General features: G+C 58.4%; 16 protein-coding genes. 8 read left to right on the top strand and 8 right to left on the bottom strand.

Features of this window, described 5'->3' with window-relative positions; all coding sequences use genetic code 11:
• The first annotated feature begins 158 nt into the window (after window positions 1-158).
• The 5 genes from JNB88_RS25430 to JNB88_RS25410 are packed head-to-tail and all read left to right on the top strand — an operon-like array spanning window position 159 to window position 5,101.
• A complete protein-coding gene (locus tag JNB88_RS25430) occupies window positions 159-1,139 on the top strand; it encodes an iron-siderophore ABC transporter substrate-binding protein (RefSeq protein ID WP_420832219.1) in 981 nt (326 codons plus the stop codon).
• The gene (locus JNB88_RS25425) at window positions 1,136-2,167 is read left to right on the top strand and encodes a FecCD family ABC transporter permease (protein WP_220357871.1); all 1,032 of its coding nucleotides are present in this window, start codon (window positions 1,136-1,138) and stop codon (window positions 2,165-2,167) included. The genes JNB88_RS25430 and JNB88_RS25425 overlap by 4 nt, the downstream gene beginning before the upstream one ends.
• Before the next feature lie 2 nt (window positions 2,168-2,169).
• Window positions 2,170-3,204 carry a FecCD family ABC transporter permease gene (locus JNB88_RS25420; RefSeq protein ID WP_220357870.1) on the top strand — a complete coding sequence of 345 codons (1,035 nt, stop codon included), beginning with the start codon at window positions 2,170-2,172 and terminating at the stop codon, window positions 3,202-3,204.
• Complete coding sequence (locus JNB88_RS25415; protein ID WP_220357869.1) at window positions 3,201-4,028, top strand: ABC transporter ATP-binding protein; 828 nt, start codon at window positions 3,201-3,203, stop codon at window positions 4,026-4,028. The genes JNB88_RS25420 and JNB88_RS25415 overlap by 4 nt, the downstream gene beginning before the upstream one ends.
• A gap of 8 nt (window positions 4,029-4,036) precedes the next feature.
• Window positions 4,037-5,101 carry a DUF2218 domain-containing protein gene (locus JNB88_RS25410; RefSeq protein WP_220357868.1) on the top strand — a complete coding sequence of 355 codons (1,065 nt, stop codon included), beginning with the start codon at window positions 4,037-4,039 and terminating at the stop codon, window positions 5,099-5,101.
• A 40-nt stretch (window positions 5,102-5,141) separates the two neighbouring features.
• On the opposite strand, the gene JNB88_RS25405 is transcribed toward JNB88_RS25410, so the two are convergent.
• A complete protein-coding gene (locus JNB88_RS25405; RefSeq protein WP_220357942.1) occupies window positions 5,142-5,687 on the bottom strand; it encodes a ribonuclease H family protein in 546 nt (181 codons plus the stop codon).
• Between the two features lie 162 nt (window positions 5,688-5,849).
• Here JNB88_RS25405 and JNB88_RS25400 point away from each other — a divergent pair, with 162 nt between their 5' ends.
• A complete protein-coding gene (locus JNB88_RS25400; protein ID WP_037130101.1) occupies window positions 5,850-6,197 on the top strand; it encodes a hypothetical protein in 348 nt (115 codons plus the stop codon).
• Window positions 6,198-6,318: 121 nt separating this feature from the next.
• On the opposite strand, the gene JNB88_RS25395 is transcribed toward JNB88_RS25400, so the two are convergent.
• The 7 genes from JNB88_RS25395 to JNB88_RS25365 all read right to left on the bottom strand — a co-directional run bounded on the left by JNB88_RS25395 (window position 6,319) and on the right by JNB88_RS25365 (window position 14,534).
• Window positions 6,319-7,332, bottom strand: a complete 1,014-nt coding sequence (locus JNB88_RS25395) for a LacI family DNA-binding transcriptional regulator (protein WP_220357941.1) — start codon at window positions 7,330-7,332, stop codon at window positions 6,319-6,321.
• Window positions 7,333-7,444: 112 nt separating this feature from the next.
• On the bottom strand, window positions 7,445-8,725 hold the full coding sequence (locus JNB88_RS25390; protein WP_220357867.1) for a D-tagatose-bisphosphate aldolase, class II, non-catalytic subunit: 1,281 nt from the start codon (window positions 8,723-8,725) through the stop codon (window positions 7,445-7,447).
• Between the two features lies 1 nt (window position 8,726).
• Window positions 8,727-9,671, bottom strand: a complete 945-nt coding sequence (locus tag JNB88_RS25385; protein ID WP_220357866.1) for a tagatose kinase — start codon at window positions 9,669-9,671, stop codon at window positions 8,727-8,729.
• A 22-nt stretch (window positions 9,672-9,693) separates the two neighbouring features.
• Window positions 9,694-10,656, bottom strand: coding sequence for an ABC transporter permease (locus JNB88_RS25380; RefSeq protein WP_220357865.1), 963 nt, complete (start codon window positions 10,654-10,656; stop codon window positions 9,694-9,696).
• Window positions 10,653-12,170 carry a sugar ABC transporter ATP-binding protein gene (locus JNB88_RS25375; protein ID WP_220357864.1) on the bottom strand — a complete coding sequence of 506 codons (1,518 nt, stop codon included), beginning with the start codon at window positions 12,168-12,170 and terminating at the stop codon, window positions 10,653-10,655. The genes JNB88_RS25380 and JNB88_RS25375 overlap by 4 nt, the downstream gene beginning before the upstream one ends.
• A gap of 104 nt (window positions 12,171-12,274) precedes the next feature.
• Window positions 12,275-13,165 carry a substrate-binding domain-containing protein gene (locus JNB88_RS25370; protein WP_220357863.1) on the bottom strand — a complete coding sequence of 297 codons (891 nt, stop codon included), beginning with the start codon at window positions 13,163-13,165 and terminating at the stop codon, window positions 12,275-12,277.
• Between the two features lie 337 nt (window positions 13,166-13,502).
• Complete coding sequence (locus JNB88_RS25365; protein ID WP_037130318.1) at window positions 13,503-14,534, bottom strand: substrate-binding domain-containing protein; 1,032 nt, start codon at window positions 14,532-14,534, stop codon at window positions 13,503-13,505.
• A 175-nt stretch (window positions 14,535-14,709) separates the two neighbouring features.
• On the opposite strand from JNB88_RS25365, the gene JNB88_RS25360 reads away from it, so the two are divergent.
• Window positions 14,710-17,085 (top strand): alpha-L-rhamnosidase, encoded by a 2,376-nt coding sequence (locus JNB88_RS25360; protein ID WP_220357862.1) that lies wholly within the window; start codon window positions 14,710-14,712, stop codon window positions 17,083-17,085.
• 58 nt (window positions 17,086-17,143) lie between these two features.
• Window positions 17,144-18,433: an ABC transporter substrate-binding protein gene (locus JNB88_RS25355; protein ID WP_220357861.1), complete on the top strand. Its 1,290-nt coding sequence runs from the start codon at window positions 17,144-17,146 to the stop codon at window positions 18,431-18,433.
• Window positions 18,434-18,464 lie beyond the last annotated feature (31 nt).

Here is an 18,464-nt window from a genome sequence, read left to right as displayed (position 1 = left end):
AAAAACCGGCTTTGTAGAAACCAACGGGAATCTCGCATCAGTGTCGTACAAGCGCAGACTCGCCTGTTGACGTCGCTGTTTGAACCTGAGACTGGAAGTCCACTTAAAACAACAGTGGAGCTGGAGCTTTGCAGCAAATCGGTCTTCTTGTCGCGCGACTGGCGGCACTCTACCTCTTGCTGATTTCGGCTGGAGGTGTGTTGGCTGGGGAGGAGACGACCTATCCAATCACCATAAAGCATGCTTTCGGAACGACCGTCATTTCCAAGAAGCCGCAACGAGTGGCAACAGTCGCCTGGGCGAACCACGAAGTGCCGTTGGCACTGGGAATCGTGCCGGTTGGTTTCGCCGCGGCGAACTTTGGCGATGACGATGGCGATGGGCTTTTGCCGTGGGTCTCCGAGAGACTTGCCGAACTCCATGCAGACAAGCCAAGGCTTTTCGACGAAGGCGATGGCATTGACTTCGAGGCCGTCGCTGCCACTGAACCCGATGTCATCCTGGCGGCCTATTCCGGTCTCAGCCAGTCGGACTACGACACACTGAGCCAGATTGCTCCGGTTGTTGCCTATCCGCAGGCACCCTGGTCCACCGACTGGCGCGAGATGATCCGCTACAACAGTGCAGGGCTCGGGATGTCGAGTGAGGGAGAAGCACTGATCAGGAAAATCGAGGCCAACATTGCCCAAACCGTCGCTGGCTTTCCGCAACTCCGTGGCAAGTCTGCCATGTTCATAACCCACCTGAATGCATCGGATCTCAGTACCGTCAATTTTTACACGACAAACGATTCTCGCGTGAAGTTCTTCGCCGATCTCGGGCTGAAATCTCCAAGAAGTGTCACGGAGGCCTCCATCCCCGGCAAGTTTGCAGGTTCGGTCAGCGCCGAGCAGATCGACTCGTTCGATGACGTCGACCTCGTCGTGACATACGGTGATCAGCAATTGCTCGCTGCGCTGAGGAAGAACCCGTTGACGGCCAGAATGCCCGCTGTTGAGAGAGGTGCCCTCGTTGCGCTCGGGCGAAACCCACTTGGTACGGCGGCAAACCCGACGCCACTCTCAATTTCCTGGGTCCTGAAGGATTACGTCGCCCTGCTGGCTGAAGCGGCCGGCGCGTTGCCCAGAAAGCCGCAATGACAGCTCCCGGTACACAAACGCCAGCATCGGCCGGTGCAAACCCGGCTCGAGGCCCCTGGCTACTCGGGTTAGGCACACTGCTCCTGGTGCTTTGCGCGACCTCGGTAATGGTCGGCACTCGTTCGGTAGGCTGGTTCGACATCAGCGAGGCACTCGCTGGGAAGGTGGATACCATAGGGCGGGCGGCGGTCACTGTGCGTATTCCGCGGACACTGCTTGCGGTGGTTGCCGGTGCAGCGCTTGGGTTGTCTGGAGCAGTCATGCAGGGGGTGACGCGCAATCCTCTCGCCGATCCCGGTATTCTGGGAGTGAATATGGGTGCATCACTGGCCGTGGTCATCGGTGTCGCCTGGTTCAACATCACTTCAGCCGAAGCCTATATCTGGACCGCAATTCTTGGTGCCGGCTGCGCGGCAGTATTCGTCTATTGCATCGGTTCGTTGGGGCGAGGCAAAGCAACGCCTTTGAAGCTGGCGCTTGCCGGCGCGGCAACCTCCGTTGCCTTCTCCTCCCTGGTCATTGCAGTTGTTTTGCCGCGAAACGACATCGCCGGAGGCATACGGTCGTGGCAGATAGGCGGAGTAGGAGGAGCAACGTTCGAGCGCATCATGCCAGTGTTGCCCTTCCTTGTGATAGGCTTTGCGGTAAGTCTCCTGTCAGCTCGCAAGTTGAACTCACTCGCGCTTGGCGATGAACTGGCGGCTGGACTTGGAGAGCGCGTGGCACTGGCGCGCGCCGTTGCATCGCTTGGCGCCATATTACTTTGTGGAGCGACGACCGCAATATGTGGCCCGATTGGCTTTGTGGGTCTCGTCGTACCACATCTTTGCCGCCAGCTCGTCGGTGTCGACCATCGCTGGCTCCTGCCCTTTGCCACTGTCGCCGGCGCATGCCTCTTGGTGGCTGCAGACATTGTCGGCCGCATCGTTGCAAGGCCCGCCGAACTGGATGTCGGAATCGTAACGGCGCTCGTTGGCGCGCCGTTTTTCATCGCAATCGTCCGACGTCAGCGGGTGCGGGAGCTTTGACGATGAGTTCTGCGTCTCTCGACCGTATCGTAATCAATCGTCTTCGCCGCTCGCGCAAACAGAGAGTTTTGATAGCTGCCCTGATTGCGATTGTCGTCGCGATTTTTGCGCTTGCTCTATCGTACGGCCAGTCTTTGACGCCACCTGGCGAAGTCATCCGCGTTCTGCTTGGCGAAAATGTGCCGGGCGCAGCGTTCACTGTTGGCCAACTCAGGCTGCCGCGCGCCGTAATCTCCGTGCTCGCGGGTCTCAGTTTCGGCCTTGGCGGTGTAGCCTTTCAGGTCATGCTGCGCAATCCACTCGCAAGCCCGGACATCATCGGCATCAGTTCCGGTGCCAGCGCTGCGGCGGTCTTTGCTATTGTCGTGCTGTCGCTGAAGGGGCCGGTTGTCTCGATACTTGCAATCGTCGCGGGCCTCGGCGTTGCGCTTGTCGTTTATAGGCTGTCGTACCGAAACGGTGTCTCCGGGACCCGCCTCATTCTCGTCGGCATAGGCGTATCGGCCATGCTTGAAAGCTTCATTGCCTATACCCTCTCTCAAGCACCCGCCTGGAGCCTTCAAGAGGCAGTTCGGTGGCTGACCGGTAGCGTGAACGGTGCGCAGCTTGCGCAGGCTGCTCCTCTGCTAATGGCGCTCTTGGTCTTTGGTGGGGTTTTGCTCAGCCGCGCGCGTGATCTAGAGGCATTGCGCCTGGGGGATGCTACCGCCGCGGCTCTCGGTGTCAGCGTATCCCGCACCCGTGTCATCATCATCGTTGCGGCTGTCGGCATGATCGCTTCGGCAACCGCGGTCACGGGTCCGATTGCCTTCGTGGCCTTCCTCTCCGGACCGATTGCGGCTCGCATCGTCGGGAGCAATGGACCGGTCCTGATTGCTGCTGCACTGATCGGGGCCGTGCTGGTCCTTGCGGGCGACTATGCAGGGCAGTTTCTTCTGCCGGGTCGTTATCCCGTCGGTATCGTGACCGGCGTACTGGGAGCTCCCTACCTCATTGTTCTCATCGTGCGCGCCAACAGGATCGGAGGCTCGTCGTGACCGTCCATACCCTTACAGCAACGGCGCTGCGTGCCGGCTACGGTGAGACCGATATTCTCCACGGGCTCGACCTTGCCGTTCCACCGGGCAAAATAACAGCCATCGTCGGAGCGAATGCTTGCGGAAAGTCGACGTTACTGCGTGCCATGTCCCGGCTGTTGGCGCCCCGACAGGGACACGTCGTCCTCGATGGCCGGTCGGTTCATAATACGCCCTCCAGAGAGCTCGCCCGGACGTTGGGGCTATTGCCGCAGTCACCTGTTGCTCCTGAAGGGATCACTGTTGCCGATCTGGTCAGCCGAGGTCGGCATCCGCACCAACGCCTCTTCTCACGCTGGACGCGCAAGGATGATGAAGCCGTTGACCGCGCGCTTTCAGCGACGAAAACCACGGAACTTGCCGAACGGTCGGTCGACGAGCTTTCGGGGGGGCAGAGGCAACGCGTCTGGATCGCCATGGCGCTGGCTCAGGAGACGGATATTCTCCTGCTCGACGAACCAACAACTTTCCTGGACATCAGTCACCAGGTTGAGGTCCTGGACCTCCTTAGTGATCTCAACCATTCGCGAGCCACGACGGTCGTCATGGTGCTGCATGATCTAAATCTCGCGGCACGTTATGCGGACTTTCTTGTCGCTATGCGGGAAGGGCGCATCCACGTCTGCGGTGCGCCGGAAGACGTCCTGACAGAAGACAATGTGCTGGATGTTTTCGGGCTGGAGAGCCGCATTATAACCGACCCGACTTCTGGGCGACCAATCATGCTGCCAATTGGTCGCCACCGCATCGCGACTGCGAATGCTGAGGACGGCATGTTTCGATAGGAGTACCGATGACAACTGCTTTGGAATTCAAGCTTACCGGCATCGCGGTTGCTACCGACGCCTTAGCCATGCTCGGTGAGATCTGCGAGCACTTTGTGGAGCACGCTGAGGTTCAGCGAAGTGGGAATGGCGCCGTCCTGACGAGCGAAGGGGGAACCGCGACCATTTTCGCACAGGATCATAAACTGATGATCGAGCTTGCGTGCCCAACCGAGCGGGCATTGCAGATAAGCCGCACGATAGTCGCTGAACACCTCTTCTACTTTGCAGGCGAGGATCCTCTTGAGCTAACTTGGTCGGAACCCGCTTCGCTCGCCCTACTGCCGAACATTCATGAGGCGACGGTTCTGCGCTGCGAGGACGTGACACCTAACATGCGCCGGGTGGTATTTCATTGCGCCGAGTTGGCGCCGTTCATCGGCGGCGACATGCACGTCCGGTTGCTCGTACCACCCAAGGGCCGAGCGCCGATCTGGCCAGGGGTACGTCCCGATGGCCGGGTGGCCTGGCCGGAGGGAGACGACGAGCTGCTGGTTCGGGTCTATACGATTCGCGCTTTCGACGTCGACAGAGGGGAAGTCTCGATCGATTTCCTGCAGCATCCAGCCCCAGGTGTCAAAACACCAGGGGCGGACTTTGCTAGGGACGCTCAGCCCGGACAAAGGGTCGCCTTATTGGGACCGGGCGGTGGCAGTCTGCCGATCGCGCAGTCGATCCTCCTGGTCGGCGACGAGACGGCGCTTCCCGCCATTGCCCGCATTGCCGCGGAGGTTCCTGCCGGGACGAATTTGCAGGCGATCATAGAAGTCCTAGATGGAGCGGAGGAACAGTTTCTGTTTTCGGAAGGCTCGATCAGTGTTCGCTGGTTGCATCGTCGCTCATATCCCGTGGGCGCGAGCGCTGTCCTGGCAGACGAAGCGAAGAAGGCGATTGCCGGCTTGAATGAGGATACGTTCATCTGGTTCGCTGGCGAAAAGGCAGAAGTGCGATCCGTGCGCGCATTTCTGAAAGACCGCCGGCACGATAAGAAAAACATGTACGTAGCCTGGTATTGGGAGCGGACGCCAGACTAGTGCCGCGGGGCCACGGTACACTCCGTTAGGGTGGTGGCCGTCAATAGTTTCGCAGCTTCTTTGTGTCGCCGTTGGCGCGCAGGGAGAGGCGGCCTAGATCTGCGAGCGCGTCCGCCCGTTCATTGCCATAAATTCCTGAATGCCCCTTGCACCAGGCAATCGTGATCAGCCGGCTTTCTAGAAGCTCACGATCAACGTTTCGCCAAAGTTCAGCATCGGCAATTTTTCGATTTCTAGCCTTGGGATTTGCGCGCACCTTTCGCCATCCGTTGTTCCGCCAGATAGGCCTCCAGATATTGCAGCCGTTCACTGCGTAGACTGAGTCCAGCCATATTGTTGCCGGTCCGCCAACGCTCTCGCGATTGATCCAGCCAATGGCGTTGAACAGACTTAGCAACTCCATCGTGTTGTTTGTGCTGTTTGACGAACCGTCGAAGTCGAATGCATGCTCAACACCGTCAAGATAGGCGACAAAGCCCCAGCCCCCGTGCCCGGAGACAGGGTCGTAGCAACCATCCGCAAAGACATGAAGGCCTTGGAGCTGGTGGCCTGCCGGTTCTTTAAAACGCTCTAACGCTTCATCCATTTGTCCGTCGCCCCAACAGAGAAATAAAGCTAACCCATTGTCTGCCGGCCAGTCCATTGCACGGCGATTGAATGAGGCTGGCTCAGTATCGTTCATGAGCCGTTAATCGTGAGCATGCAATTCGTTTGCCCGGGGGTATGCCCTCAATCAGACGGAGCAATAATGAAGAAACTAGTTTTGTCCGTGGTCACGGTGGCGATTGCAGCCACAAGCGGTTTGACCGTCATCGATACGGCATCTGCTCAGGAATGGCGCAGACCTTACTACGACAATCCGCCGCCACCACCACCACGCCGCCACCATCACCACGACAATGGCGCAGCAATCGCAGGCGGTCTCGCCGCCGGTGTGATCGGCGGCTTGATCGGTGGCGCAATCGTCAACAACAGCGGTCCGCGCTATATCGATCCACCACCGCCGCCACCTCCGCGTTGCTGGTTTGAAGATCGTCGCGTGCCCAATGCCTATGACGGCGGCTGGCATATGGAGAGCGTTCGGGTCTGCAGGTAGAGCGCTCCACGACGATTGCGCGACGTCCATCAGCTACTGGCGTCTGCCTCAGCCAAGCCGACGCGCATCGTGAGCGGCTCTGTTGCACAGCAGATTTCCGGGAGCTGTATGAGCCGGTTGACTAGGCCGAATTGCGCAAGATCAATTCGGCGTTCAACAACAAACGTTGGCCCTGCGAGGTAGGGGGGCTCTCGCCATCGAGATCAATCTTCTGAAACAGCAATTCGGTCGCCAGCCGGCCGATCTCGTTATAGTTCTGTGCCACGGTCGTGATGGGCGGGCACGCGTAACGCGATAGTGGATGGTCATCGTGGCCCGCAATCCTGAGATCGCAGTCGGCTGAACGACCCACCTTGATGCCCCGCTGATAGGCCGCAGCGATGGCGCCGAAGGCGACGCGGTCGTTTGCGCAAAGGACCGTCTTCGTTGGAAATCCGCCGCTGTCGATCCAGCGCAATGTTTCCTGGAAGCCAATGCGCTCGAAGTCCCAGTCGACTTGCTCGGAGATCGGCAGGACGACGGGCGTCATCGCCAATTGCCGCATCGCTTCTTCATAGGCGGTATTGCGAGTTCGGGCATTGGTATTGACGGGTGGCATGCCGAGATAGCAGGGCGGTTCTCCAGAGCGGCACAGATAATCGATGATCAGTTGAAAGCTCTGACTGTTGTTGGTGCCGACAAACGTTGAGGTATCGTCAAGTGGCGAGTCTACGAATACGAGGGGAATCGTGGCAGCGAGTGTCAACAGCGTCTTTTGATGCGACTGCACCCCAAGTGGGGCGATGATGGCGCCGGCGACGTTCATCGACTTGAGGGTCTCGATGGCCCGTTCTTCAAGCTCGGGGTTGCCATCCGACGAGAGGATGAAGGCGAGGAAACCGCTTGCGTTGGCGATCAGTTCTACACGACGCGTCAGCGCCATATAGAACGGATCGGTCGAGTTCGGAATAATGATCCCAATGATGTTGCTGCGCCGGCGATTGAGATTGACGGCGAAGATGTTCGGGCGAAAGCCGCTTTCCTTGAGCGCCGCCTCGATCAAATTTCGTGTCTTGGTGCGAACCGACGCCGGATCGTTGAAGTACTTGGATACGGTCGGGCGGGACAATCCGACGAACTCGGAAAAGTCCTCCATCGTTTTGATGGCTCTGTCTGCCAAACTCCGTTCCACCCTCTAATGCTCTCAATCGATTATATTTTCAGACAGTTCAAGCAGATGTTTGCGTGGCGCGCAACAGCCGCACCGATCAGGCGCGGCAAGCTTCGAAGTAGTCCTCCAGGACGTGATCCACGGCAGCAAGGGCCAGGTATTTGGCCTGCGGCCTGACAGTGCCGTCGCGGACTGCAGCATAGCTTCCCTGAAGGTACTGACTGATCAGGGTTTCAGGGATGTCGGTCTCATGAAGTAGGGCGAACATCTCCTTGACTGCAGCATCGATGTCGGCATGTGGCCAATAGTAGCGGATGCGGTCCGAGTAGCTAAAGTGGCGTTGGATATGCCGTTCAAAATCAGAGCCGTGGTAATATTTCTCCCAGTTTTTCGGCTCGGCAGTGAGTACGCGTTCGATCGTCGCAATGAGCGTCTCCTTGCGCTTTCCGGGAAACAGAAACTCGGCAATCCGGTCGAGCCCGTAATAAGCCTCGCGAAGCGCAAATGTCAGACCCGGGCCAACCTTGAGGATAGCAAAGCCATCTAGGACGAGGCAGCGAAGCGCCTCTTGTGTCTGGTAGTCGGTCGAATGTGCTTCAAAGACGAGGCCTGGCAGGTCAGAGAGCGTAGCACTGAGCTTTGCCGCCCTTTCCGGGGCAAACGCGATCACGTTCCCGTTCCCGAACTCGACGCCCGGCTGTACGACCGCGCCGACAACGCGATGAAAGGCATCGGAAGCGCCGGCTGCCTCAAAAGCCTTGCGATGGATGGCGATTGTCTCGCGAGCGGCCTCAGGCTTGGTTATTTCCAGCACGTCGAGTTCTTCCATCGCACCGCCTGGGATAGGAACTTCGGTCCCGACAATGTAGACAGGTTTGATCCCGTCCGAACCCTCCAGCGCCTTTTCGGCGACGGCAGCAAGACGGGCGGCACGTTCGGCGGTCGTCGCGTCGGGTAACGCTACCGGCTCGCCCGCGCAGCCCATGCTTGTGTCGAGATGCAGCTTGGTGAAACCGGCCTTGGCATAGGCCTCGATCATCGTGCAGGCCTTCGCCATTGCCTCTTCTGCAGGTAGGTTCTTCCAGGGGTTGGGTCCCAGGTGATCGCCGCCCAGGATAAGCTTGTCGAGGTCGAAATCGGTCTTCCTCGCGATCCCTATAACGAAAGCCTGAAAATCGGCTGGCGTCATTCCCGTATAGCCGCCATCCTGGTTCACCTGGTTGCAGGTTGCCTCGATGAGCAGATGCACGCCGCGGCGCTTGGCGTGCAGCATGGACGCTTCAATGACAGCCGGATGCGCCGAGCAGACCGAGGGAATTCCCTTGACACCGTCGCGTTCACGCCAGCTGGCGATGTCGGATAGAAAGCTTTTCTGCATGTCAGGCATTCCCTTGCGATTGAATGAGCGCGTCGAGTTCGCTGCGAGTGGATGCGCCTTCCATGGGGCCGGCCTTCGTCACGGCGCGCGCACCCGAGGCATTGGCGTAGCGCAGGATATCTGCCGGATGCATACCGCTCAGCCAGAAGGTCACGAATGTCGCGCCAAAGCAGTCACCAGCGCCGGTCGGATCCACTTCCTCGACCTCGTAGCCTGGTAAGTGAAGGGCATTGTCCCCATCGAAATAGCTGGAGCCTTTGGCGCCACGCTTGACGACAATGGCCTTGATCCCCTTCGCTAGCAGTTCGTCAACGGCGTCCTTCTCCGTTGACGCCTTGGCAAAGAGGAAGAGTTCTTCGCCGCTTGGCATAAAGAGGTCGGTCTTTGCCAGCACGACTTGCAGAGCTTCGCGCATGCCTGGTGCATCGAGGATTTCGGGTCGAAGGTTCGGATCGAACGAGATGGTGCCGCCGGCAGCCTTGATCCGTTCGACCGCGGTGAGGATGCTTTTGACGACGCTTGGCGCATAAAGTGCTGTGCCCATGACGTGCATGTGCGTGCAGGTGTCGATCAGGGCGAGGGTCTTATCGGAAAGCTCGATGGTTCCACAGGCGCTGTGGCGAATGTTGAATACGAAAGCGCGGCTCCCGTCCTCGCGATAGCGCACAAAGGCGCTGCCGGTCGTGCCATGCGGCACGACTTCAATTCCGGATACATCCACGCCGTCGGCCTTTAGCCGATCAATGTTTACCCAACCGAAATCATCATCGCCAACGCGCGAGATGATCGCGCAATCCTGCCCGAGTTTACCGGCCTGGTCCATGAAGATCGCCGGCGCGCCTGACGGGAAGGGGCCGATCAGCGGAACAGCTTCGCGGAACCCGTTGCCGCGTTTTGTCGCGACGATTTCGACGAGGATTTCGCCGATAGTGAGTATCTTGGACATGCTGGTTGCCTTCGCTCGAAAGTTACTGCTTGGCCTGCTTCGAGCGCACGTCGAGATAGACGGCGACGAGAATGACAAGGCCCTTGACGATGAGCTGATAGAAGTACGGGACCGACAGCATGTTCATGCCGTTGTTCAAAACGCCGATAATGAGCGCTCCGATCAAAGTGCCGACCATGGTGCCAACACCACCTGCCAGGCTCGTTCCGCCAAGGACCGCCGCCGCAATGGCGTCGAGCTCGTAACTCGTTCCAGCGTTGGTTTGGGCCGAAAACAGGCGCGAGGAAAGCAGGATGCCGCTGATCGCCGCCATGGTGCCGGAGATCATGAAGATGATGATCTTCAGGCGGTCGACCTTGATACCGGAGTAAAGTGCCGCCTCGCGATTGCCGCCGGTGAGATAGGCACGGCGTCCGAAGGTCGTCTTCGACAGGAGAACGTGGTTGAACACGAAGAGCACGGCAACGAACCAGATGACAACAGGAATGCCAAGGAAGCTCTGTGTCCCGATCGCGGTCCAGGTCGGATCCACGATCATGGCCGGCGCACCGTTGGTCGGCAGGCTGACGAGCCCGCGATAAATGCCCATGGTGGCGACTGTCACGATAAACGATGGTAGCAGGAATTTGGCCGTCAGCACGCCGTTTATCAGTCCGAGGAAGGCTCCAGCCGCCAAGGTCAGCACGACAGCTGGCACGAAACCAAGGCCAAAGAGAAAGCACTGCGCGCCGACCATGCCGGCAACGGCGATGATGGAGCCGATTGACAGATCGATCTCACCAAGCAGGATCACCCAGGTCATACCGAAGGCGGCAATGGCGATGACGGCCACCTGCTGCAGCACGTTGAGGAAGTTCGCCAACGACATGAAGCGCTGGTTGGTAATCGAGAAGATCACGCAAAGCACAATCAGCGACAGGAAGATGCCGCCATATTGTTTCATGACACGCATGAGGTCGGCATTGGCCGCATAGTTGTTGTTCATGATAGGAATCCTGTCGCAAAGCTCATGATCTTTTCCGGCGTCATCTGCTCCTTGGTCGCGATTGCGGTCATCCGCCCCTCGCTCATGACCACGGTGCGATCGCTCATGCCAATGACTTCGGAAAGTTCGGAAGATACCAGCAAGATCGCTGCCCCCTCCGCCGCCAGCTGGCGGATGATCTTGTAGATTTCAAATTTGGCACCGACGTCGACACCACGCGTCGGTTCATCGAGGATGAGAATCTTCGGCTTGGTAAGAAGCCATTTGGCCAGAACGATCTTCTGCTGGTTGCCACCCGATAGCGAACCGGCGCTCGTATCGAGTGAGGCGGTCTTGATCGCCAGGCGAGCCACTTCCCCAACGGCGGCCTGTCGCTCCCGCCGTCGCTTCAGGAAGCCGAGTGCCCCTGAATACTGGCCAAGCGTTACCATGGAAATGTTACTCTCCACACTGTGGCTGAGTACGAGACCCTCTTCCTTGCGATTTTCCGTTACGAAAGCGATGGACCTGTCGATTGCGTCGGCCGGGGAGGCGATCGAGACGCGGTTTCCATCGATTGACATGGACCCGGCCGTTGGCTGGCGAATGCCGAAAAGGGTGTTCATCACCTCCGAGCGACCGGACCCGATCAGCCCGAAGAAGCCAAGGATCTCTCCGGGGCGGACATCAAAGGAGACGTTCTCGAACTCGCCATCGCGTGAGAGGTCTTTGACGGTGAGCACCGGGCTTCCAGCCATTGCGGGTGGGGCGGTTTCGCGCGGAGGGTAGATCTCATTCATGTCGCGGCCGACCATCAGCGCGATCAATTCGTCGATCGTCGTCTCAGTCTTTTCGCGCGTCGTGATGTAGCTGCCGTCGCGAACGACAGTGATGTCGTCGCTCAACCGCATGATCTCCTCCATTCGATGGGAGATGTAGATGACCGCGACACCCTGTGCCTTCAGGCGGGCGATGATTTCGAAGAGGATCTCCGCCTCACTGTCGCTGAGTGAGGAAGTGGGTTCGTCGAGGATGACGACCTTGGCTTTTATGCTGAGGCCCTTGGCTATCTCCACCAGCTGGCGCTGCGCGATTGACAGGTCACCGACCTTTTCGGAAACGGAGACCGGCAGCCCGAGCTCCTTCACCAGTTCGGTGGCCTTGCGAACGAGTGCCTTGTCGTTGATGAAGCCGGCCCGTGCCGGCTCGCGGGTCGCCAGGATATTTTCGGCAACCGTCAGATTGTTGCAGAGGCTGAGCTCCTGGAAGACGATCGTCAGGCCGGCCCTGGCAGCATCCTGGGGGCTGGCGGGTGCATAAGGTGCACCATCGAGGACAATTGAGCCTGATGTCGGTTGATAGACCCCTGCAAGAATCTTCATAAGCGTCGACTTGCCGGCGCCATTCTCACCGAGGATGGTATGTACGCGGCCACGTCGGACGCTGAGCTGCATGTCTTTCAGCGCCGAAACTGCGCCGAACACCTTGGTCACATCCTTGATCTCTAGGATCGTGCTGCCTCTTGCGGCTTCCATGGCGTCACCTTTCAAGTCGATTGTCCGGCGGCCCGTGTGGAGCGCAGGCCGCCGGATTGAGCGGTCCTTTTCCGTTAGAAAAGCCGTCTCGGGAGCAGGTGCTATTACTTCTTTGTGTAGACGCCAGGCACGATTGGCTGGCTTTCCGGTACGGTTTCACCGGCTTCCAGTTTCACTGCGGTATCGACGGCGAGCTTGCCCATCTGATCCGGGAACTGTTGGATGACACCAACCATATCTGGGTCGCTGTCCACGGCCTTGATCGCTTCGGGCATGCCGTCGAAACCGATGACCTTCACTTTGCCGGCAAGTCCTGCAGACTTGACCGCGACGGAAGCAGCAAGAGCAGCGTCGTCGCCGAAACCGAAGATGCCGTTGATGTCGGGGTTGGCCTGGAGCATGTTTTGCGCGACTGCCAGTGCCTCGGCGCGGGTGATGCCGGTCTGGATCGAGACAATCTTGATATCGGGATGTTTGGCAATGGCGTCCTTGAAGCCGTTGACGCGGTTCACGACCGACTGCACGAGGGGATAGTCAATAATAGCGACATTGCCCTTGCCGCCCAACTGCTCGGCCATCAGTTCGCCGGCCTTCACACCACCGGCATAGTTGTCTGTTCCAATATAGGAGGCGGCCTTGGCACCCTCTACAGGTACGTCGACGGTAATGACTTTGATGCCGGAGGTCTGGGCACGCATTACTGCGGCCAGCGCACCCTTGCTGTCGACGGGAGACATGATGATGGTGTCGACGCCCTTTACGATGAAGTCCTCGATATCCGCCAACTGCTTGTTCAGGTCCTGATTGGCGATGGCGATTTCAGCGTTGACGTTCTTCGCCTTTGCCTCGGCAGTAATCGCCTTTGCAAGCTCATTGTAGAACGGATGCTGCTGCGTCAGCAGTGAAACACCAATGCCATCGGCATTCGCAGATGCGGCTACGAATGTGAGAGCTGCCCCGGCGAGCAGGGTTTTCGCGAAAGAAGAAAGAGACATAATCCTCCCCAGATAACGAAGGCCGTTGGAGCCAGATCCGCGAGACGGGCCTCCTGTCGCCAGCGGATGGCGGGACAAGTAGATCTAAAATTTACGTGCGTCAACTTTTAAAAGTACGCGCGTTAAATTTAGTTTGCTGAATGCTCGAAGGCCTTCGCAGTGAGTGGGCTGGCACAGCGGTTGCTGTCCGCAAGGAAATGGGCAGGACATCAGTCGGGTCATGTGGAAAAGGCCGGCGCTCGGGCGCCGACGCTCCGTCGACCCGCGCTCCTTGTGGAGGCCGGGTTTAAACCATTGCTTTAATAGTCAGCGATATATATCTGATAAAAAACTTTCTTTATGACCTGCCGCTAGTCGGGGTCGAACTTTGCCGGACTACGATCCTGGGGGTTACAACAAAGTGTTCCGCCGTCGTGCGACCCTTGATGCGCTCCATAAGAAGCCTCGTGGCCTGCAGCCCTAGCTGTTCACCTGACTGGTCGATACTCGTCAGGTTGTTCTGCGCGAAGTCACAAAACATCGTGTTGTCGTAGCCCACGACCGCGAGGTCGTCCGGTATGCTTAGCCCAAGTTCCTTGGCAACGCTGATTACCTCGAGTGCAATAAGATCCGTCCAGCAGAAGATCGCATCTGGGGGCTGCGAGCCTGTCAGCATGCGCCGCGCATTGATTTGAACTTCACGCAGGGTTTGAGACGAGTTGACGATGCCGATATGCTTGCCGAGCCCCGCTTCCATCATGCCGCGCCGATAGCCGAGTTCACGTTGCGCCAGAATGGTGGATGTCCCGGAGATCAGGCTGAGCATGGCGATCCTGCGATAGCCATTCGCCACCAGATGTTTGACCACGAGCATCGCACCTTGCTGATCGTGGTTGTTGACCGTGTCGAATCCACTTGCCTCAGGGTCATGATGTCCGATCGCAACCAATGGCTTGCGTTGGGCGATGGTGTTAAGATTTTCCCTGTCCTCAGTCGAGCCGATCATCAAAAGACCATCCATCTGCCGATCGATCATCGATTCCACCATGGCCATCTCCGTCTCGACGGAGGAATGACTGATGCCAATCATTGCGCGGTATTGGCTGCGCTCCAGGGCCGTATTAACGCCGGTCATGATGTCTGCGAAAAACGGGTTTCGAATATCGGGAAGCACGAGTCCGATCGTGTAGGTCTGGCCGCGCATCCCGCGTGCGGCGGCGAGCGGCCTGTAGCCAAGCTTGCTCATTGAAGCGCGCACATTCGTGCGCAGCGCATCTGAGACGCCATAGGCATCGCGAAGGACCTTGGACACTGCAGCGACGGAGACCCCCGCGTCCTCCGCCACGTCCCGGATTGTAACTCGGCCGCTACGCGTTGCCTTTTCACTCACGAATCTGCCTTTCGATAGCGCCCAGCCACCTGGCCAAATCATGTTGCTACGACCTGGTCCAGCCTCTTTTCACCCTAGCGAAACAAAGTGGGTTGCCAAACCGAAAAAAGTGTAGAACGATATACGTAGAACATTCTACACGATTCATTGCAGGCAGAATTAGAGGGAGGACGGTATGCCCGGCAAATTGTCAGCGCACGCCCGTGAGGAAACTTCGGCCACTTACAGGTGGTCGGCTGCAATGGTGCGGCCACTTGCTGACAAAGGCGAGGGGACACCGGCCTCGTTCCTCCAGAAGAACTTCGTTCTGGAATCGGTCGCCGGCAGCGAGGTGCTGCGCATCAGCGCATTGGGTTTGTACCGAGCCTTCATCAATGGCCAGCGCGTTGGAAATGATCTGCTGACACCCGGCTGGACAACCTACGACAAGCGCCTCTCCTATCAAACTTACGAGGTTGGTGCCCTGCTTGTGCCGGGTGAGAACGTGATTACCATATGGCTGGCCGATGGCTGGATGCGCTCGCCACTGATGTGGGGCAAGCACAGACTGACCAACACCTGGGGCGACAAGATCGCCGCGATTGCCGAGTTGCGGGCCGGCAACGGGGATGGTGAACTGCTCCTTTCGAGCGATGCGTCGTGGCAAAGTGGCGCCTTGCCGGTCCGCAAGTCGGGCATCTATTTTGGTGAGGAGTTCGATGCTCGCATCCAGTCGGAAGTGACGGATGGCTCGGAGGTTGTGGAGTTCGATCCGTCTATCCTGGTCGCGCATGAGACCACGCCGGTGCGCGAACTGGCACCGATTGCTCCAATCAAAAGCTGGACCGATGCCGAAGGGCGTACGATCCATGATTTCGGCCAGAATGTCGGTGGATATGTGGCCTATACCGTCAACGGGGAGGCGGGCGAAAACGTGCGCGTCGAACATGCCGAAGTGCTCGACAAGGACGGCAACTTCTATAACGTCAATTATCGTACCTCCGAGTCTCACACCGTCTACACGTTGGCAGGCGGAGGTGACGAGCACTATCGCCCCCACTTCACCTTTCACGGATTCCGCTATGCGCGCGTGAGCGTCAGCGGCAACGCCAAGATATCGGCAATTCATTCGGTGCCAATCAGCTCGGTCGTCGAGCAGAAGGCGAACTTCACCTCTGGGAACGCGCTCGTTAACAGGCTGGTGGAAAACACGCTCTGGAGCCAGCGCGGCAATTTCATCGAAGTGCCGACTGATTGCCCGCAACGTGACGAGCGTCTGGGCTGGACTGGCGACGCACAGGTATTTGCCGGCACTGCCCTTTATCTCGCCGATGCGCACGGCTTCCTGGTCAAATACGTACGCGACATGATGGCCGACCAGCGCGACGACGGTGCGGTCCCACATGTCGTGCCTGATCCGACGCGCCAGCAGCCAGAATTTTATCCCGGCTTCTACGGTTCGACCGGTTGGGGCGATGCTATCGCCGTCATTCCCTGGCAGATTTATCTACACTACGGCGACAAGGCGATTCTCGGCGAGGCGCTGCCTGCCATGATCAAATGGGTGGATTTCGTCTGGTCAATCAGTGGTGGCCCGATCGTATCGCCGCCGCGGCAGTGGGGTGCGAGGGGCTTCACCTTTGGCGACTGGTTGCAGCCGTCTGGGCCATCGGCAAAGCCACTTCCAACGATTGGCGACGATGCCGCCGCCACGCTCTATCTCTACGTCACCGCCAATCTCGTGGCGCGTATCGCATCGATCGCCGGAGAGACGGCGACAGCAAAACGGCTCGCCGAGATGGCTGCCGAGGTGAAGGCGGCCTTCCAGCGCGAATTCATCACCGCCACGGGGCGGCTCGCCTATGACGATCAGACCTCGTATGCGCTTGCCATTCTGCACGACCTCATTCCGGAAAAGCATTTCGAAGCGGCAAAACGCTATTTCAAGGCGACCATCGCGCGATCGGAGGGGCGCATCGGTACTGGGTTTATTGGCACCCCTGCGTTGCTGCCGGCCCTGCTGAAGATCGGCGAAGTTGGTCTCGCAGCCGACGTCTTCCTGCAGGAGGATGTGCCGGGCTGGCTCTATCAGGTGAAGATGGGCGCGACGACGATCTGGGAGCGATGGGACGCAATCCAGGCCGACGGTACGATCTACAATCCGCAGATGAATTCCTACAACCATTATGCCTATGGTGCCGTCTGCCAGTGGCTTTTCGAAGCGGTGGCTGGCTTCCGTCCCGATGCAGACGAGCCGGGCTTTGCCAGGATCATCTTCGAGCCGACGATCATTCCGGACCTCTCGCCCGTCAAGGCAAGTCATCAATCACCGCGTGGCTTAATCAGTGCGGCGTGGTCAGTCGAAAAAGACAGGGCGCGTTATGAGGTTGAAGTACCAGAGGGTGCTCAAGGGGTGTTGAAGCTCGCTGAAGGCTACCGTGACGTGATGGTCGATGGCGTACCGTTCGCAAGTGCTGAACTCTCGCCAGGCAAGCATGTCGTTACCTTCAGCTTCACTCCGCCTATTCGAGCGGTCAACGAGGATTTCAAGATCAACGCGCGCACTCCGTAAAGTGGCGTCAACGTTATTGGCAGCCCCGCGAGGAGCGGGTGAACAGGGAGGAAAAGGAATGACGACAATCAAGACAAGAAGACCCTTCGCCGCGCTTGTGGCGGGCCTTCTGGCAATGACATCAATGTCTGAAGCCGCAATGGCTCAGACGTCGATGACGATGCTGGTGGACAATGCATCTCATACTATCGCCATATCCGAGGCACTGGTTACCGCATTCCAGTCGAAGCACCCTGACGTGACGATCGATATCGAGGCACGGCCCGGCGGAGGCGAAGGCGACAACATCGTCAAGACAAGGCTCGCCACCGGCCAGATGACCGACATTTTCTGGTACAATAGTGGATCATTGTTGCAGGCGCTGGCTCCTGAGAAGACACTCGTTGACCTCAGTGCCGAACCCTTCATGGAAGGCGTCGCCGATAGTTTCAAGCAGGTCGTCTCTGCTGGGAAAGGGGTCTACGGCGTACCGACACGTCCGGCGGAAGCCGGCGGTATCTTTTACAACCGCAAGATTTATGAGCAGCTCGGCCTGTCCGTCCCCAAGACCTGGGCGGAGTTCATGGCGAACAATGCAAAGATCAAGGCTGCCGGCATTCCGGCAGTGATCCAGACCTATGGCGAGCCATGGACAAGCCAGGTTCTGCTACTCGCTGACTACTACAACCTTCAGAAGCAGGTGCCCGACTTTGCCAAAAACTACACGGCAGGGACTGCGAAATTTGCCTCGACGCCGGCTGCGGTCCGGGGTTTCGAATATCTCAAGGAAATCTCAGACGGCGGTTTTCTGAACGAGGATTTTGGCGCGGCGCGCTATGAGGATGGTCTTCGCATGCTCGCCGAGGGGAAGGGGGCTCACTATCCGATGATCACCTTTGCGATCCCGGCCCTATCCGACGGGTATCCCGACCAAATCAATGATATCGGCTTCTTTGCCTTGCCTGCGGCCAAGGCCGAGGACACTGGCCTCACTGTTTGGATGCCTGCTGGCTTCTACATTCCCAAGACGTCCTCGAACATCGACATGGCCAAGGAGTTCCTCGCCTTCGTTGCTAGTCCCGAAGGGTGTGAAGTGCAGAGCAAGGCCGTTGCAGTCAATGGTCCCTATCTCATCAAGGGATGTGTACTGCCAGACAACGTCGTACAATCGGTATCCGATTTGCTGCCCTATTTCGAAAACGGCAACAATGCGCCGGCTTTGGAATTCCTTTCTCCGATCAAGGGGCCAATTCTTGAACAGCTGACCGTTGAAGTAGGCTCCGGCATCCGTCAGCCTGCCGATGCGGCCGCCCTTTATGACGAGGACGTCCGTAAGCAGGCGCTGCAACTCGGTCTCCCGGGCCGGTAAGCGCTCGTTAATCCGATGGCGACGGGCAAAC

It is taken from the genome of Rhizobium cauense, assembly GCF_019511525.1.
Classification (GTDB): Bacteria; Pseudomonadota; Alphaproteobacteria; order Rhizobiales; family Rhizobiaceae; genus Rhizobium; species Rhizobium cauense.
The sequence above is the reverse complement of the archived record's forward strand: the minus strand, read 5'-3'. Positions and strand labels throughout refer to the sequence as shown.

Coding starts and splice junctions, on each gene's coding strand:
- JNB88_RS25405 (WP_220357942.1), bottom strand. CDS start 5,687: ATGGATGAAGCGTTAGAGCGTTTTAAAGAACCGGCAGGCCACCAGCTC.
- JNB88_RS25355 (WP_220357861.1), top strand. CDS start 17,144: ATGACGACAATCAAGACAAGAAGACCCTTCGCCGCGCTTGTGGCGGGC.
- JNB88_RS25370 (WP_220357863.1), bottom strand. CDS start 13,165: ATGTCTCTTTCTTCTTTCGCGAAAACCCTGCTCGCCGGGGCAGCTCTC.
- JNB88_RS25400 (WP_037130101.1), top strand. CDS start 5,850: ATGAAGAAACTAGTTTTGTCCGTGGTCACGGTGGCGATTGCAGCCACA.
- JNB88_RS25360 (WP_220357862.1), top strand. CDS start 14,710: ATGCCCGGCAAATTGTCAGCGCACGCCCGTGAGGAAACTTCGGCCACT.
- JNB88_RS25420 (WP_220357870.1), top strand. CDS start 2,170: ATGAGTTCTGCGTCTCTCGACCGTATCGTAATCAATCGTCTTCGCCGC.
- JNB88_RS25390 (WP_220357867.1), bottom strand. CDS start 8,725: ATGCAGAAAAGCTTTCTATCCGACATCGCCAGCTGGCGTGAACGCGAC.
- JNB88_RS25410 (WP_220357868.1), top strand. CDS start 4,037: ATGACAACTGCTTTGGAATTCAAGCTTACCGGCATCGCGGTTGCTACC.
- JNB88_RS25385 (WP_220357866.1), bottom strand. CDS start 9,671: ATGTCCAAGATACTCACTATCGGCGAAATCCTCGTCGAAATCGTCGCG.
- JNB88_RS25375 (WP_220357864.1), bottom strand. CDS start 12,170: ATGGAAGCCGCAAGAGGCAGCACGATCCTAGAGATCAAGGATGTGACC.
- JNB88_RS25380 (WP_220357865.1), bottom strand. CDS start 10,656: ATGAACAACAACTATGCGGCCAATGCCGACCTCATGCGTGTCATGAAA.
- JNB88_RS25425 (WP_220357871.1), top strand. CDS start 1,136: ATGACAGCTCCCGGTACACAAACGCCAGCATCGGCCGGTGCAAACCCG.
- JNB88_RS25395 (WP_220357941.1), bottom strand. CDS start 7,332: ATGGAGGACTTTTCCGAGTTCGTCGGATTGTCCCGCCCGACCGTATCC.